The following is a 16,440-nucleotide window of genomic DNA, read 5'->3' on the forward strand; positions in this document are numbered from 1 at the left end:
CGTTCCGTTTGCCGCGATGTCGTTCGCAACAGGCAGGCATTATAGAGATGCTGAGCTATGTGTCAAGGATGAATGTCGTAAAGCTATACGGCGCCGGACTTTTCCTTGATGAGCGGCCAGGCGCGGCGCAGGTAATAAAACATCGACCAGACCGTCAGCACGGCCGCGACCCACAGCAGCAGTTCGCCGCAGCGGTGGATATCGAGCGTGCCGTCGAACAGCGGGTCGTGGAACAGCAGCATGGGAATGGCGACCATCTGCGCGGCCGTCTTGATCTTTCCGAGCGAGCTCACCGCGACCGACTTGCGCGCCCCGATCTCGGCCATCCATTCGCGCAGCGCCGAAATCGTGATCTCGCGGCCGATGATGATGAAGGCGATGATGGCGCTTACGCGGTCCAGCTGCACCAGCACGAGCAGCGCGCCCGCCACCATCAGCTTGTCCGCCACGGGATCGAGGAAGGCGCCGAAGGCGGACGTCTCGTTCCAGCGCCGGGCCAGATAGCCATCGAACCAGTCGGTGATCGCGGCCACGATGAACACCAGCGTGGAGGCGAGGTTGCGGTCGGCCACGTGCAGCCAGTGATCGGGGAGGTAGTAGACGCCGACGACCAGCGGGATGAGTGCGACGCGTAGCCAGGTCAGGAGAATCGGAATATTGAAAGGCATGGGGTGAGGCTGGTCGGTGCTGGACTTGTTGAGTTTCGTGCGCGCTAGTCTACATGGCTCTTGCCGTTTAAACCAGTTGAGCCCAGCCGTGGCGCGCCCCGGTCAATACAAACGAGTGTGACGTTCAGTGCAGCTGGCGATAGATTTCCTCGGCCAGCGTGCTCGAAATCCCGTCCACCGACATCAGGTCCTCGACGCTCGCATCGACCACGCCGCGCAGCCCGCCAAAGCGCGCCAGGAGCTTCTGGCGGCGTTTGGCGCCGATGCCCTCGATCTCTTCCAGGCGCGACGCCTGGCGCGTCTTGGCGCGTTTGGCGCGCATGCCGGTGATGGCGAAGCGGTGCGCCTCGTCGCGGATCATCGCCACGAGCATCAGCGCGGCCGATTCCTTGCCCAGTTCCTGCGGGCCGCGGCCGTCCGCGAAGATCAGCGTCTCGAGGCCGACGCGGCGCCCCTCCCCTTTCGCCACGCCGACGATGGAGCCGATGTCCAGCCCCAGTTCCGTGAACACCTGGCGCGCCATCTCGACCTGCCCCTTGCCGCCGTCGATCAGCGCGATGTCCGGCATCACGCCGTCGCCGTTCGCCACCTTTTCGTAGCGCCGCGTCAGGACCTGGCGCATGGCGGCGTAGTCGTCGCCCGGCGTGATGCCGGTGATGTTGTAGCGCCGGTATTCGCCGTTCTGCATCTGGTGGTGGTGGAACACGACGCACGACGCCTGCGTCGCTTCGCCGGCCGTATGGCTGATGTCGAAGCATTCGATGCGCAGCGCGTCGAGATCCTCGCTGTCCAGGCCGAGCACGTCGGCCAGCGCGCGTGTGCGCGACTGCTGCGAACCCTGTTCGGACAGCAGCCGGGCCAGCGAGATCTCCGCGCCCTTCTGCGCCAGCTCCAGCCACTGGCGGCGCTGGCCCTGCGGCTGGAACACGAGGTTGATGCGGTGGCCGCACTGCTCCGTCAGCGCCATCATCAGCTCGGGCTGGTCGAACTCGATGTTGAGGATGAACGTGCCCGGCACGAACTTGTCGCCGTAGTGCTGGGCCAGGAACGCCGCCAGCACCTCCACTTCGATGGGACATTCATCCATCGCCTCGCCCACCTGCGTCGGGAAGTAGGCGCGGTCGCCCAGATGGCGGCCGCCGCGCACCATCGCCAGGTTGACGCAGGCGCGGCCGCCCTGCACGACGACGGCGATGATGTCGACGTCGGCGTCGCCGGTCGTCTCCATGCTCTGCTGGTGCAGCACGCGCGACAGCGCCTGGATCTGGTTGCGCACGCTGGCCGCCTGCTCGAATTTCAGGTCCTCGGCATAGGCGAGCATCTTCTTCTCGAGTTCTTCCAGCACCTCGGTCTGGCGCCCGCGCAGGAATTTCGCCGCGTTGTCGACGTCGCGCTGGTAGTCCTCGGGCGCGATCAGCTCCACGCACGGGCCGCTGCAGCGCCCGATCTGGTGCAGCAGGCACGGCCGCGTGCGGTTGGCGAAGACGCTGTCCTCGCACGTGCGCAGCATGAACACCTTTTGCAGCAGCTGCATGGATTCCTTGACGGCCCATGCGCTGGGGAACGGTCCGAAGTACTGGTTCTTCTTGTCCAGCGCGCCGCGATAATAGGCCATGCGCGGAAAGGCGCCGCCCGTAAGTTTCAGGTACGGGTACGATTTGTCGTCGCGGAACAGGATGTTGTAGCGCGGCTTGAGGCTCTTGATCAGGTTGTTTTCCAGGATCAGGGCCTCGGCCTCGCTGTGCGTCACCGTCGTCTCGAGGCGCGCGATCTGCGACACCATCATCGCGATGCGCGGGCTCGACAACGTCTTCTGGAAATAGCTCGACACGCGCTTCTTGAGGTTGCGCGCCTTGCCCACGTACAGGACCTTGTCCTCGCCGTCGAAATAGCGATAGACGCCCGGCAGGTCGGGCAGCCTGGCCACCGTCGCCAGGACTTGTTCGCGCGCTTCCTCGCTGGGGCGCACGGGAGATTCCGCATCCTTCGTCATCGTCGCGATCAATTCCTCTTTCATGGCTTGCCACGCGTCCGGGCGGGCGCGCGGCATGTTCGGCGGGGCCGGCCGCGGCGTGCGCCGCGGCGTCTTCGGCCTGGCCGGTACTACGACTTCGTCTTTCACTTCCGCTGCACCTGCTACGTCGCGGACGCTCCTTCCGGGGCCTGGGTGACGATCACGAACGCGACGCCGTAGTCGGCCTCGTCGCTGATCGTCACCTGGGCCGTGAGGCGGTGCGTCCGCATGAATTCGTCGAGCGCCCCGCTGCACACGATCACCGGCTTGCCGCTGGGCGCGTTGAGCATCTGGGCCGAGCGCCACGTCATGGGCATGCGCATGCCCAGGCCGATCGCTTTCGAGAACGCCTCCTTGGCCGAGAACCGCGTGGCCAGGAAGCGCAGCCCCCGCACCTCGTTCTTGGCGCGGCGGGCGTGGTATTTGACGAGTTCCTCGGGGCCGAGGATTTTTTCGGCGAAGCGTGGCCCGCTGCGCGCGAGGGCCGCCTCGACGCGCGAGATCTGGACGATGTCCGTGCCGATCCCGTAGATCGTCACTGCCCGGCTCCGTGCGCGGCGTAGGACACGCCCAGGCGCGCGGCGACCATGATCGCCTTCATCTCGCGCACGGCGTTTTCGAAACCCGCGAACAGCGCGTGCGCGACGATCGCATGGCCGATGTTCAGTTCGTGGATCTCGGGAATCGCCGCGATCGGCTGCACGTTGGTGTAGTGCAGGCCGTGGCCGGCGTTCACGCGCAGGCCGTGCTTCACGCCGGCACGCACGCCCAGCTTGATGCGTTCCAGTTCGCGCGCCAGGTCGTCGGCGTTCCCGGCCTCGGCGTAGCGGCCCGTGTGCAGCTCGATGACGGTGGCGCCCACCTGCGCGGCGGCTGCGATCTGCGCGTCGTCCGCATCGATGAACAGCGAGACGCGGATGCCCTCGCCTTGCAGCTGGCGCACCGCGGCTTCCACTTCCTTCTGGTAGCGGATGACGTCCAGGCCGCCCTCGGTCGTCACTTCCTCGCGGCGCTCGGGCACGAGGCACACGTCCTGCGGCTTCACCTTGCAGGCGAAGTCGATCATCTCCTGCGTGACGGCCGCTTCCAGGTTCATGCGCGTCGCCAGTTGCGGGCGGATGGCGAGGACGTCGGCGTCCTTGATGTGGCGGCGGTCCTCGCGCAGGTGCAGGGTGATCAGGTCGGCGCCCGCCTGCTCGGCGATCAGCGCGGCGCGCAGCGGGTCGGGATAGACGGTGCCGCGCGCGTTGCGGACGGTGGCGATGTGGTCGATGTTCACGCCCAGGTCGATCACCTGGCCGGCGGGTTGCAGGAAGCTCATGGTCGTATTCTCGTATTCTTTGTCAAAGCTGCATCAGGTCGATCAAAATCTGGCGCGTGTTCAGCGGCGCGCCGCCCAGGTGATAGGCCAGCAGGAAGCGCATCAGCTGTTTGCTCTGCGCCTGTGTCTGCGGGTCGGCGTAGTGTTCGCGTTCCATGTCGACCAGCGTCTTGCCGGACACGATCGGCCACGATTCGACGGCCGCCGCCGCGCGCGCGCCGCGCTCCGGGTCGACGACGTACAGGCCGTCCGGCTCGACGGCCGCGCGCGTCGTCGTGCAGCGCGTGAGGTCGGCGGCGACGCCGGTCTCTTTAAGCAGGGCCCGTTCGAATTTTCGCAAGGCGATCGGGGCCGGTTCGCCGTGCGCCAGTTCGTTGAGGGTCGAGACGTAATGGTTGAACAGCGCCGGATGCGGATCGTCGCGCGCCAGCAGTTTCACCAGCAATTCATTGAGATAGAAGCCGCACAGCAGCGCCGCTTTTTCCAGCGGCAGCATGCCGCCGACCCATTCGGCGTCGATCAGCGTGCGCAGCTCGGACTTGCCGGAAAACGACACGGACAGCGGCTGAAAGGTCTGCAGCACGCCGCGCAGTTTCGACGTCGGCCGTTTCGCGCCCTTCGCCACGACGCCGATGCGGCCGTGGTCGCGCGTGAACATGTCGACGATGAGGCTCGTTTCCTTGTACGGATAGCTGTGCAGCACGAACCCCGGCTGGCCGTTGACGCGGCTTTCGCGCACGGGCGCGCGACGCTTGCTCACCGTCGCCGGGGAATGCGCGTCCTGGTCGTTGTCGATGAGTTCGTCGTCGCGGCTGGGCATGCGGGCTATCTTACCCCGGCTTCACTCGTAGCCGTAAGCGCGCAGGCCCGCTTCGTTGTCGGCCCAGCCGGATTTCACCTTGACCCAGATCTCCAGGTAAACCGGACCGCCGAACAGTTTTTCCATGTCGAGGCGGGACTGCGTGGAAATCTCTTTCAGGCGCGCGCCCTTGTTACCGATGATCATGGACTTGTGCGTGTCGCGCTCGACGAGGATGGCGGCGAACACGCGGCGCAGATCGCCTTCCTGCAGGAATTGCTCGATCAGCACGGTGCTCGTGTACGGCAGCTCGTCGCCCAGCAGGCGGAACACTTTTTCGCGCACGATCTCGGCCGCGAGGAATTTCTCGCTGCGGTCCGTGATGTCGTCCGGGCCGAAGATCGGCGCATTTTCGGGCAGGTGGCGCTTGATCTCGCCTTCCAGCGCGTCGACCTGGAAGCGCAGCTTCGCGGACACGGGCACGACCGCCGTGAAATCGCGCAGGCCGGCCACCTTGGCCGCGAACGGCATCAGCTCGGCCTTGTCCTTCATGCGATCGGACTTGTTGATGACGAGGATGACGGGCACGTTCTTCGGCAACAGGTCGAGCACTTGCTGGTCGGCCGGGCCGAACGTGCCGGCCTCGACGAGGAACAGGATCACGTCGGATGCCGTCAGCGTGTTCGACACGGTCTTGTTCAGCGTCTTGTTCAGCGCGTTCGCGTGGCGGGTCTGGAAACCCGGCGTGTCGACGTAGATGAACTGGGCGTCGTCGCGGGTCTGGATGCCCGTGATGCGGTGGCGCGTCGTCTGCGCCTTGCGCGACGTGATCGACACCTTGGCGCCGATCAGCACGTTCATGAGCGTCGACTTGCCCACGTTCGGACGGCCGACGATGGCGATGTAGCCGCAGCGGAAGCCTTCCGGCGGCGTGCCTTCTTCGGGTGTGTCGTTGGGGGTAGTTTCCATGTTCATGCTGGCGTGTTTCCTGACTTCTGGGGCTGTGATGGTTTCTGCTGCGACTGCGGTTCCTCGGCCTGCACCGTCAGCTCGCTCTGGTCGGTGGCGATCCCGGCCAGTTTCAGCTGGGCGGAACGGGGCCGCGACTTGCGCGCCGTGGACGGGCTCTTCTGCAACAGCTGCTCGGCCGTTTCCAGCGCTAGGCGCGCCGCGGCCTGCTCGCCCGCGCGGCGGCTGCCGCCGCGGCCGAACACCTGGATGCCGAGTTTCGGCACGAGGCATTCGATCTCGAATTCCTGGCTGTGCGCGGCGCCGTGCGTGGCGACCACGTTGTACGTCGGCAGCGAGATCTTTTTGCTCTGCAAGAATTCCTGCAACAGGGTCTTGGCATCCTTGCCGAGCGTGCGCGGGTCGACGGAATCGAGCAGCGGAATATAAAACGCGCGGATCGCGGCGCGCGCCGCGTCGAAGCCGCTGTCGAGGAAGATGGCGCCCAGCAGGGCTTCCAGCGTATCGGCCAGGATCGACGGCCGGCGGAAGCCGCCGGATTTCAGCTCGCCCTCGCCCAGGCGCAGGAATTGCGACAGCTCCAGCTTCTGGGCGATCTCGAACAGCGACTGCTGCTTGACGAGGTTGGCGCGCAGGCGCGACAGGTCGCCTTCCGCCAGGTTGTTGAAGCGGTCGTACAGGATCGAGGCGACGACGCAGTTCAGGATCGAGTCGCCGAGGAATTCGAGGCGCTCGTTATGCACACTGCTGTGGCTACGGTGGGTCAGCGCCTGTTGCAGCAGGCCGGGGTCCCGGAACGTATAGCCTAGGCGGGTTTGCAATAACTGAAGATTCATTGTCGTACCAATCTAATGGGCCGGCGCCGCGCGCCGATCCCATCGCGCGCCCTCCCGGCTGTGTTACTTCGTATCGGCCTTGGCGGCGACGACGCCGCTCGGGTCCGTGGTGCCGGCAAAGTCGAGCAGCAGGCTGACGTTGCCCGTCAGCGGGATCCGCTTCTCGTAGGAAAAGCTGATTTCGGTATCGCCGCCGTCGCGCGTGATCACCAGGTCGTGCCCGGAGATGGCGTCGACGTCGTTGACGCCGGCATTCTTGTCGAAGGCTTGCTGGATGTCGCGCACCGTACCGCTGCCGGCTTCCGCCTTCGCCTTGACGATCGAATCCTTCACGGCCCGGTACTCGAAGAACGCCGGGGCCACCTTGATGGCCACCAGCGCCAGCGCGCCCAGCACGATCAACACGACGATCAGGCCGGACAGCGACACACCGCTCTCCGCGCCGATCCGATACTGCTTGCTGCTCTTCATCTCACCCTCCGCGTCCGGCTCAGTGGATACCGCCGATGCGCTTCAGGTTGCCGAAGTTCATCCAAACAAACACAGCCTTGCCGACGATGTTCTTGTCCGGCACGAAGCCCCAGTAGCGGCTGTCTGCGCTGTTGTCGCGGTTATCGCCCATCATGAAATAATTGCCCTCCGGTACGATACAGGTAAATCCATCGTAGGAATAGGTGCAATTTTCGTGATGCGGGAACTCTTCCACGGCACTCAGGTTGATCGTGCGCGCACCGTCCATGTTCAGGATGCGGTGCGGCGCGGCAGGCAGTTTTTCCAGGAACTGCTTGTGGTAGACCGGGCGCTCGTCGTCCAGGTAATCGTCCAGCGGCTGGTACTCGACCGGCTGGCCGTTGACGGTCAGGCGCTTGTTCTCGTAAGTGATTTTATCACCCGGCACGCCGATCACGCGCTTGATGTAGTCCTGGCTCGGATCCTTGGGGTACTTGAACACCATGACGTCGCCCCGCTGCGGGTTGCCGATCTGGACGATCTTCTTGTTGATCACCGGCAGGCGGATGCCGTAGTCGAACTTGTTCACGAGGATCAGGTCGCCCACGAGCAGGGTCGGCACCATCGACGACGACGGGATCTTGAACGGCTCGAACAGGAAGGACCGCAGCACGAACACGAGCGCGATCACGGGGAAGAAGCTGCCGGAATACTCGACCCACGTCGGCTGACGCAGGATCGACGCTTCCAGCACGGCGCGGTTGCCGTTGTCCAGCTTGATGCCGTCGGCGGTCAGCTTGGCGAGGCGCGCGTCGTACTCGGCCAGGGCCGCATCCGCCTTCGCGCGGCGCTGCTTGGCCAGCACGAACACGTCCAGGCACCAGATGACGCCCGTGACGACCATGGCCACGAACAGGATTAAGGCAAAGTTGCCAAGGATCGGTTGCAGGTTCATCGCTTGTTATTCTTTCCTTACTTTTCTTCCACTTGGAGGATGGCCAGGAAGGCCTCTTGCGGAATCTCCACGGAGCCGACCTGCTTCATGCGCTTCTTGCCGGCCTTTTGCTTTTCCAGCAGCTTCTTCTTGCGGCTGACGTCGCCGCCGTAGCACTTGGCCAGCACGTTCTTGCGCAGCGCCTTGACGTTCTCGCGCGAGATGATCGTCGCGCCGATCGCGGCCTGGATCGCCACGTCGAACATCTGGCGCGGGATCAGTTCGCGCATCTTCGCGGCCACCTGGCGGCCGCGGTAAGGCGCGTTCGCGCGGTGCACGATGATCGCCAGCGCATCGACCTTCTCGCTGTTGATCAGCATGTCGACCTTGACGACGTCGGCCGCGCGGTTTTCCTTGAACTCGTAGTCCATCGAGGCATAGCCGCGCGACGTCGACTTCAGGCGGTCGAAGAAGTCCAGCACGATCTCGGCCATCGGGATTTCGTAGTGCAGCTTGACCTGGCGGCCGTGGTAGGCCATGTCCATCTGGATGCCGCGCTTGCCGTTACACAGGGTCATCACCGCGCCCACGTATTCCTGCGGCATGTAGAGATTGACGTCGACGATCGGTTCGCGCACCTCGTTGATCTTGGACGGCTCCGGCATCTTCGATGGATTGTCGACGCGGACGATGGAACCGTCGCGCATCTCGACCTCGTACACCACGGTCGGCGCCGTCGTGATCAGGTCCATGTCGAATTCGCGTTCCAGGCGCTCCTGCACGATTTCCATGTGCAGCAGGCCGAGGAAGCCGCAGCGGAAGCCGAAGCCCAGCGCCTGCGACACTTCCGGCTCGTACATCAGGGCGGCGTCGTTCAGCTTCAGCTTTTCCAGCGAGTCGCGCAGCGCGTCGTACTGGTTCGCTTCCACCGGGAACAGGCCGGCGAACACCTGCGGCTGGACTTCCTTGAAGCCCGGCAGCGGCGCCGGCGCCGGACGGTTGGCCAGGGTCACGGTATCGCCCACCTTGGCGGCGGTCAGTTCCTTGATGCCGGCGATGACGAAGCCCACCTGGCCCGCCGACAGTTCCGGCAGCGAGACCGAGCGCGGCGTGAAGACGCCGATGTTCTCGACCAGGTTCACCGAGTCCGTCGCCATCAGCAGGATCTTGTCCTTCGGGCGCAGCGTGCCGTTAACCACGCGCACCAGCATGACGACGCCGACGTAGGAGTCGTACCAGGAGTCGACGATCAGCGCCTGCAGCGGCGCGTCCGGGTCGCCTTGCGGCGGCGGGACCTTGGCGATCAGGGTCTCGAGCACGTCTTCCACGCCGAGGCCGGTCTTGGCCGAGCAGGTGGTGGCGTCGGACGCGTCGATGCCGATCACGTCCTCGATTTCTTTCTTGGCGTTGTCCGGATCGGCGTGCGGCAGGTCGATCTTGTTCAGGATCGGCACGACTTCCACGCCCAGGTCGAGCGCCGTGTAGCAGTTGGCGACGGTCTGCGCTTCCACGCCCTGCGACGCGTCGACGACCAGCAGCGCGCCTTCGCAGGCTGACAGCGAGCGCGAGACTTCGTAGGAAAAGTCGACGTGGCCCGGCGTATCGATCAGGTTCAGGTTGTAGGTCTGGCCGTCGCGCGCCTTGTATTGCAGCGCCGCGGTCTGCGCCTTGATGGTGATGCCGCGCTCGCGCTCCAGGTCCATCGAGTCGAGGACCTGCGCATCCATTTCACGTTCCGACAAGCCGCCGCACAGCTGGATGATGCGGTCGGCCAGCGTCGATTTACCGTGATCGATGTGGGCGATGATGGAAAAGTTACGTATGTTTTTCATTAACAAACTCAAAACCAAAAAGAGCGGCACGCGGCCAGGCCGGTGCGGACGGATAACAGCCGAGGGCCCGCCGGCGCAATACGAAAAAAGCGCCGCGTCTGGGGGACGGGACGTTCCCCGGGCGAGCGCCTTATCGAGCGAAACGGGCGCCCAAGCGCCGCAGGTTCACCCGTAAGCTGCCCATTTTACCGGATTTCGAGCCAGAAAGCCCGGTTTCCGGGGGGCGCCTCCCGGGAACCCGCACGATGGCGCGGATCGATGCGGTGCGAAACACGGGCCGCAAGGGCGCGCGTGCGGTCTTGTCGTGCTGTCAACGGCTCTCGGAAATTAATTTCCAACCGTCAAGTTGGCAATGGAAGCGCCGTTAATGGGACATCAGCGGCCCGCCGCCATCCCGATACGTCGACACCATGATCTACACGTCCGATCCGCAGCAATGGAGCGCCCTGCTGGGCCAGCCCATCGAGACCCGTATCCTGCCCCTGCCCGACGAAGTGCGCGAATTCGTGCATCAGGTGAACATGGCCTCCGGCATGGATGATGCCGTGCCCGCCCCGTGCACGCCGGACGGCGCGCTGCAGGCGGACCTGCGCGCCGCGCTGGCCGGCATGCCGGCCGCCGTGCGCGACCTGGTGAGCCCGCTGCTGCTGGGCGTCTGCGTGGGCCGCGCGCTCGGCTCGTCGGGCGTAACCGACATCGTCGCGGATGCCGTCGACGGCCGCATCCTCGGCTGCATCGTGCTGCTCGACATCGATCTGCTGGAAACCCACACCGCCAATTCCTGGGCGACGTGGAAGGAAAACCTGCCGTTCGGCGGCCCCGGCTTTTCGCTGGCCGCGACGATCGCGGACCCGCACGACGACACCCGCGCGCACGCCCTGCAATTCCTGCTGCTGCACGAATTCGGCCACGTCGTGACGGCGGGCGGGACGTTCCTGCCGCGCTGGTGGGAACCGGTGCCGGCCGCATCCTTCCCCTTCCTCGACCTGAGCTGGGGCGTCAATGCGCAAGGACGCTTCCTGCCGTGGGACGGCTCGGATTTCGAACTGCGCGGCGTCGTCGATTTCTACGGCACCAACAAGCTGGACAGCGACGCCATCCTGACAGCGTACTCGGGCCTGGAAGGCAGCGACTTTCCCAGCCTGTATGGCGCGACGAATCCCTACGACGATTTCGCCGAATGCTTTGCGAGCTATGTCCACAGCGAACTGCTGGGCCGGCCGTACCTGCTGCGCGTCGACTACGACGGCGTGCCGCAGGCGACCCTCGACAGCTTCTGGGCCAGCCCGCGCAGCGCGGCGAAGCGGGCGTTCATGCGCGCGCTGCTGGGGCCGGCGGCCGTACTGCCCGTCGCCAACGACGCCGACGTGCTGGTCGCGGCCTGAACACATCGTCGTTCCGAGTAGGCGAACCAGTGCATCGTCGTTCCCGCGCAGGCGGGAACCCAATTACGTTGCGTAGATGTGAAATAAACCTGGGCCCCCGCCTGCGCGGGGGCGACGGTTAGTCGGGGGCCGCGTTTGGCGCCGCGCCTGCCGCCCGGTGCAGCATCGCCTCGAACGCGCGAAACACCTTCTCCATCGCGGGTCCCTTGTACGGGTACTTGCCCGGGTCGTCCATCGCGTGCACGACCATGGCATTGTCCACTTCGAAGATCAACAGCCGGCCGTCCCGCGTTTCCGCGCAATCGATGCCGAGGTAGGGCAAGCCGATGCGCGCATCGATGTCCGCCAGCGCCCCCGCGTGGCGCCGCGCGAAGCCGGCGTCGAAACCGGCCATGCCGGCCGCCTCCTCCGCCCGTTTTGCGGCGCTGTCGTCCATGCCCGCGTTCAGGTAGTGCACCATCCAGTGCGACGAGATCGCCAGGTGGCAGATGAACGGCTGGCCGTCGATCAGCACGATGCGGTATTTGCGGAACTGGCCGTCCGGACCCGAATAATCGACGAACGGCGCGAGATAAAACTCGCCCGACGGCTGCGCCGCCAGATAGTCGCGCAGCGCGGCCGCATCGGCCACCTTCTGCAAATCGGTGCCGGCGTGCGAATCCAGCGGCCGCACGATCAGGGGAAACGCCGCGCCCGGCAACAGCGCCTGCACGTCGAGCACACCGTCCGCCAGTTGCGCCGCCGTCGCGCGCGCCACGCGCACCGTGCGCGGCATCAGCACGCCCGCCGCACCGTCGAGCTTCGCATGGGCGCCGTCGCGCGACAGGTGCGCGATCTGCTCCGGCCGGTTGACGACGGGCCGCGGCCAGCCGTCCAGCATCTGCGCCACGTCGCGCAGCAGCGGCACGTTGGCGTCCGATTGCGCGAGCGCCACGAACAGTACGTCGTGGTCGGGCACCTGTTCCGGCAGCGGCAGGTCGAGCGTCACGTATTGCACGTGCGCGGCGATGTCCGACGTCTGCAGCAGGAATTCGATCGGCGTGTTGGCCATGAAGTCGCCCGGACCCATCAACACGAGCAGGTTCAGGGTCGGCGTGCGCGCCGGCGCCGGCAACACGTACAGCGACCGGGTGGCGAGCGCGTGGGCCTGCACGTCCAGGCCCGCCGCGCGCTGGCCCAGCAATTGCAGGACGAAGCTGGCATCGAGCCAGGCGTTCGCATCGTCCGGATTCGCCTGGGCGCGCGCCAGCAACAGTTCGCCGATGGGGCGCAGGTCGGCGCGATAGAAGGCGCAGCGCATCAGCGCGGCGGCGCCGATCAGCGGGGCGTGCGGTGTGGCGGCGGCGTCGACGAGTTCAGGAGTGATCATGCTGTGGGAGGTAAGGATAGACGGCGGCCGGCCCGCAGCACGGCGTCGACGAGCGCGTCGATGTCGGCGGGGCCGGTGCGGTGGTTGACGATCGCGGCGCGGATCGCATAGCGGCCATCGAGCGTCGTCGCCGACGGCGCCACGCGGCCTTCGTCGTACAGCGCCAGCACGATCTCGCGGTTGACGCGTTCGGGGTCAATGCAGACGTAGCGGAAGCAGACGATGTTCAGGGTGACGGGCGCCGCCAGCGCCAGTTCCGGCTCGGCCGCGACGCGTTCGGCCAGCAGCCGCGCCAGCGCGCACGTGGCCGAGATCGAGCGGCCGATGGCGTCGGCGCCGTAGACCTGGAACGTCAGCCACGTCTTGAGCGCGCGAAAGCCTCGCGACAGGTCGGGGCCGACGTCGCACGGCCACGCCGTCCCGGCGGCAAGGCCGCGGCCCGCGCGCTGCAGGTAGGCGGCCGGCGCCGCGAAGGCGTCCAGCAGGCGTTCGCCGTCGCGCGCGAGAAAATACCCGGCGTCATACGGCACCTGGCCCCATTTGTGGAAATCGAAGGCGATCGAATCGGCCCGCGCGATGCCGTCGAGCAGCGGCGCGACGTCCGGCGCCAGCATGCCCAGTGCCGCGTAGGCGCCGTCGACGTGCAGCCACATCGAATGCGCGCGCGCAAAATCGGCCAGCGCGGGAAGCGGATCGATGGCGCCCGTGTTCACCGTCCCGACGCTGGCGACGACGAGGAACGGACGCAGCCCGTTGCTGCGGTCGGCCTCGACCTGCGCGGCGAGGTCGGCGAGGTCCATGCGGCCGGCCGCGTCCACGCGCACGCTGCGCAGCGCGTCGGTGCCGAAGCCGGCCATGTCCATCGCCTTGGCGATGCAGCCGTGCGCCTCGGTCGACGCGTACGCGCGCAGGCCGGCGTGGGCGGCGAGCCCTTGCGCGCGCACGTCGCGGCCGAGCGCGCTCGTTCGCGCGACGACGACGCCCATGAAGTTGGCGATCGACGTGCCGGTGACGAACACGCCGCGTGCACTCGCCGGAAAGCCGAACAGGGACGCCATCCAGCCCGACACCTGGTGCTCGACCTCGACGGGCGCCTGGTTGCGTCCGCCCACATTGGCGTTCAGCGCCCCGGCGATCATCTCGGCCAGCATGCCGACCGGCGTGCCGGCCCCGTGCACCCAGCCCATGAAGCCGGGATGCGGGTTGCCGACGGTATAGGGAATCACATTGTCCTGCAGGGTCCGGTAGGCGTCCGCCAGCGAACCGGGACCGCGCGGCAGCGGCGCATGCAGGCTCGCGCGCGCTTCCGGCGGCATCTGCTGCCACACGGGACGCGCGCGGATGCCTTCCAGGTGGTCGAACATATCGTCCAGCATCCGGTGCCCGAGGGCACGGATGTCCTTCCAGTCCTCGGGGTCGAGCGTAGTGTCGGGGCCGTCAGCCATATGCGTCATTCAGGAATCGATGACGCCGATTATCGCAGTTCGCCGCCGAATCGATCCAGGGAACACGATAGGAATGTTATGGCTATTGCCATGGACATCAGAGCGCGGCCACCGGTTGCAGGCCGAGATGGCGCCGCAGCGCCGCCTCGTCGAGGAAATAGTGGCATATCTCGGTGCCGGCCGGGTCGCCGGCCAGCACGGGCACCAGCTCGTCGAAACGATTGACCAGGGCCGGGTCGGCGTCGACGTCGACCACGTCCACCGTGTAGGCCTGCCCCTGGCGCGCCATGAAGGCCTGCAGCGCCGCCAGCATGTCGTCGCACAGGTGGCAGTACGACCTCGAATACAGCGTGAAGCGCGGCGCACCGTTCATGGGCGCGGTCGAATGACGAGGTAGCGTGAGACATTGTCGCGCCGCACCAGCAGGGCCACCGGCTTCTTGGCGTCGAGCTTGGCGACGAGCCCGTTGAACTGGGCGGCGCCCGTGATCTCGACATTGTTCATCTGCTGGATCACGTCGCCCTGGCGGATGCCGGCCGACGCCGCGCGCCCTTCGGCGAACTCGACCAATACGCCCGCTTCCGTCTTGAGCTCGCGCTTCTGGACGGCCGACAGGTCCGAGACATGCAGGCCCAGCGCGTTCGGGGCCTGGTCCGGCGCCGGTTTCTTGGGCGTCGCGCGTGCCGTGGGCGATTTCTCTTCCTGCAGTTCGACGATGGTCACGGGCAGGTCGAGCTGGCTGCCGCGGCGCCACACGGTGACGGTGGCACGGCTGCCGACGGCGCTGCCGCCGACGAGGCGCGGCAGGTCGGACGACCGGTCGATGTCCTTGCCGTTGAACTTCAGGATGATGTCGCCGACCTTGACGCCGGCCTTGTCCGCCGGCCCGCCCGGCTCGACCATCGCGACCTCGGCACCGCGTGCGCGGCCCAGGCCCAGTGATTCGGCCACGTCGGTCGTGACTTCGCTGATCTGCACGCCGAGGCGCCCGCGCGTGACCTTGCCCGTCTTGCGGATCTGGTCGGACACGCGCATGACCTCGTCGATCGGCACGGCGAACGAGATGCCGTTGTAGCCGCCGGACAAGGTCGCGATCTGCGAGTTGATGCCGATGACTTCGCCACGCATATTGATCAGCGGCCCGCCCGAGTTGCCGGGGTTGACGGCCACGTCGCTCTGGATCAGCGGCAAATACTCTCCCGTATCGCGCGCCTTGGCCGAGATGATGCCGGCCGTCACCGTGTTCTCCAGGTTGAACGGCGAGCCGATGGCGATCACCCACTCGCCCACGCGGATCCGGCTGGAATCGCCGATGCGCACGCTGGGCAGGTTGCGCCCGTCGACCTTGAGCAGGGCCACGTCGCTGCGGGCGTCCGAGCCGAGCACCTTGGCCTTGAATTCGCGCCGGTCGGTCAGGGTCACGACGACCTCGTCCGCACCCTCCACGACGTGGGCATTGGTCAGCACGAACCCGTCGTCCGAAATGATGAAGCCGGAGCCGACGCCGCGCTGCACGCGTTCTTCCTGCGGCTGCTCCACGGGCCCGCCGCGGCGTCCGCGCGGCGTCATCTGGCCGCCGAAGAAGCGGCGCAGGAATTCCTGCATCTCCTCGTCGCCCCCGCCCTGGTCGAGGCGGACGCGTTCCGTGGTGCGGATGTTGACGACGGCTGGACCGACCTTGTCGACGAGGTCGGCAAAGTCCGGCAGGCCGGTGACGGCCGGGACGGCAACGGGCGCGGCCGCGTGTGCCGCCGGGGAGAACATCAGACTCGCGCCCGCAAATACGAGGGCGGACAGGATCGCGCTTCCGGTTTTGCTTGTCATAGGATCGATAAGGTCTGTGCTTGAATGAATGGTATGGTAAGACAAAAGTGCATTGTTGTCGCGTTGGCACGTCCGTGGCGGACGGGGCGGAGGTGACGGGGCGGAGGTGACGGCGCACCGGCGGTCCGGCGATCCGGCGGTCCGGCGATCCGGCATGGGACGGCGCGGCCGGTGCATGGCCGCGCCGGGGAATGCGCCGGTGGCTCAGGTGGGTCCGGCCACGGTCTGGTCGAACTGCGCCGCCGGACCGGCCGCATCGCTGGCGACGGCCGCGCGCTTGCCCGGCAGCGGCTCGGCCGCGAGGCGTGCCGCCAGCCGTTCCGCGAAGCCGGGCGACAGGTCGGGCGCGGGCGCCGCGCGCAGCACGTCGCCGATCTGGTGAAAGAGCGCCCAGGCCTGCTGGCCGTCCGGACCGTCCAGGGCGGCGAGCGCCAGTTCCTGGTCGGCATCCGGGATCTCGCCGTCGCTCAGCGCCGAGATGAGTTCGCGGTTTTTCTTGTTCGTGTCCATCGTCGTTCCATCACGCCGGTATGTGATCCCTGGTCTCCAACATCGGGAACCTCGACCCGGCCGGCCGCCAGCCGCCTCCGGTCG

Annotated in this window: 16 protein-coding genes; 1 reads left to right on the top strand and 15 read right to left on the bottom strand. The window is 66.6% G+C overall.

All coding sequences use genetic code 11. The features are described from left to right. Positions 1-83 precede the first annotated feature (83 nt). The 10 genes from pgsA to lepA all read right to left on the bottom strand — a co-directional run bounded on the left by pgsA (position 84) and on the right by lepA (position 9,823). The gene (pgsA, locus tag ASC93_RS01890) at positions 84-668 is read right to left on the bottom strand and encodes a CDP-diacylglycerol--glycerol-3-phosphate 3-phosphatidyltransferase (RefSeq protein ID WP_056436094.1); all 585 of its coding nucleotides are present in this window, start codon (positions 666-668) and stop codon (positions 84-86) included. Positions 669-792: 124 nt separating this feature from the next. Next, positions 793-2,661, bottom strand: a complete 1,869-nt coding sequence (uvrC, locus tag ASC93_RS01895; protein ID WP_056436891.1) for an excinuclease ABC subunit UvrC — start codon at positions 2,659-2,661, stop codon at positions 793-795. 143 nt (positions 2,662-2,804) lie between these two features. Beyond that, positions 2,805-3,215 carry a holo-ACP synthase gene (gene acpS / locus ASC93_RS01900; protein ID WP_056436894.1) on the bottom strand — a complete coding sequence of 137 codons (411 nt, stop codon included), beginning with the start codon at positions 3,213-3,215 and terminating at the stop codon, positions 2,805-2,807. Positions 3,216-3,217: 2 nt separating this feature from the next. Beyond that, the gene (gene pdxJ / locus ASC93_RS01905; RefSeq protein WP_056436097.1) at positions 3,218-4,003 is read right to left on the bottom strand and encodes a pyridoxine 5'-phosphate synthase; all 786 of its coding nucleotides are present in this window, start codon (positions 4,001-4,003) and stop codon (positions 3,218-3,220) included. 22 nt (positions 4,004-4,025) lie between these two features. Then, complete coding sequence (recO, locus tag ASC93_RS01910; RefSeq protein ID WP_056436100.1) at positions 4,026-4,823, bottom strand: DNA repair protein RecO; 798 nt, start codon at positions 4,821-4,823, stop codon at positions 4,026-4,028. A gap of 21 nt (positions 4,824-4,844) precedes the next feature. Next, entirely contained in the window at positions 4,845-5,771 is a 927-nt protein-coding gene (gene era, locus ASC93_RS01915) for a GTPase Era (protein ID WP_056436897.1), read from the bottom strand. A 2-nt stretch (positions 5,772-5,773) separates the two neighbouring features. Next, complete coding sequence (gene rnc / locus ASC93_RS01920) at positions 5,774-6,607, bottom strand: ribonuclease III (protein WP_056436102.1); 834 nt, start codon at positions 6,605-6,607, stop codon at positions 5,774-5,776. A 63-nt stretch (positions 6,608-6,670) separates the two neighbouring features. Next, positions 6,671-7,078 (bottom strand): DUF4845 domain-containing protein, encoded by a 408-nt coding sequence (locus ASC93_RS01925; protein WP_056436106.1) that lies wholly within the window; start codon positions 7,076-7,078, stop codon positions 6,671-6,673. A gap of 19 nt (positions 7,079-7,097) precedes the next feature. Next, positions 7,098-8,012, bottom strand: a complete 915-nt coding sequence (gene lepB / locus ASC93_RS01930; RefSeq protein WP_056436109.1) for a signal peptidase I — start codon at positions 8,010-8,012, stop codon at positions 7,098-7,100. A gap of 17 nt (positions 8,013-8,029) precedes the next feature. Next, positions 8,030-9,823 carry a translation elongation factor 4 gene (gene lepA / locus ASC93_RS01935; protein WP_056436112.1) on the bottom strand — a complete coding sequence of 598 codons (1,794 nt, stop codon included), beginning with the start codon at positions 9,821-9,823 and terminating at the stop codon, positions 8,030-8,032. 410 nt (positions 9,824-10,233) lie between these two features. Here lepA and ASC93_RS01940 point away from each other — a divergent pair, with 410 nt between their 5' ends. Then, positions 10,234-11,208 carry a hypothetical protein gene (locus tag ASC93_RS01940; RefSeq protein ID WP_056436115.1) on the top strand — a complete coding sequence of 325 codons (975 nt, stop codon included), beginning with the start codon at positions 10,234-10,236 and terminating at the stop codon, positions 11,206-11,208. A 118-nt stretch (positions 11,209-11,326) separates the two neighbouring features. Here ASC93_RS01940 and ASC93_RS01945 read toward each other — a convergent pair whose 3' ends face one another. From ASC93_RS01945 to ASC93_RS01965, 5 genes are all read right to left on the bottom strand, one after another. Beyond that, positions 11,327-12,577: a RimK family alpha-L-glutamate ligase gene (locus ASC93_RS01945; protein ID WP_056436118.1), complete on the bottom strand. Its 1,251-nt coding sequence runs from the start codon at positions 12,575-12,577 to the stop codon at positions 11,327-11,329. Beyond that, positions 12,574-14,031 (bottom strand): pyridoxal-dependent decarboxylase, encoded by a 1,458-nt coding sequence (locus ASC93_RS01950; protein ID WP_056436120.1) that lies wholly within the window; start codon positions 14,029-14,031, stop codon positions 12,574-12,576. Before ASC93_RS01950 ends, ASC93_RS01945 begins: the two co-directional genes overlap by 4 nt. Positions 14,032-14,119: 88 nt before the next feature. Further along, the gene (locus ASC93_RS01955; protein WP_056436123.1) at positions 14,120-14,395 is read right to left on the bottom strand and encodes a glutaredoxin family protein; all 276 of its coding nucleotides are present in this window, start codon (positions 14,393-14,395) and stop codon (positions 14,120-14,122) included. Next, complete coding sequence (locus ASC93_RS01960; RefSeq protein WP_056436126.1) at positions 14,392-15,846, bottom strand: DegQ family serine endoprotease; 1,455 nt, start codon at positions 15,844-15,846, stop codon at positions 14,392-14,394. Before ASC93_RS01960 ends, ASC93_RS01955 begins: the two co-directional genes overlap by 4 nt. A gap of 204 nt (positions 15,847-16,050) precedes the next feature. Further along, positions 16,051-16,356 (bottom strand): sigma-E factor negative regulatory protein, encoded by a 306-nt coding sequence (locus tag ASC93_RS01965; protein WP_056436129.1) that lies wholly within the window; start codon positions 16,354-16,356, stop codon positions 16,051-16,053. Positions 16,357-16,440 lie beyond the last annotated feature (84 nt).

The sequence above is a fragment of the Massilia sp. Root335 genome (genome assembly GCF_001425685.1).
Classification (GTDB): Bacteria; Pseudomonadota; Gammaproteobacteria; order Burkholderiales; family Burkholderiaceae_D; genus Telluria; species Telluria luteola.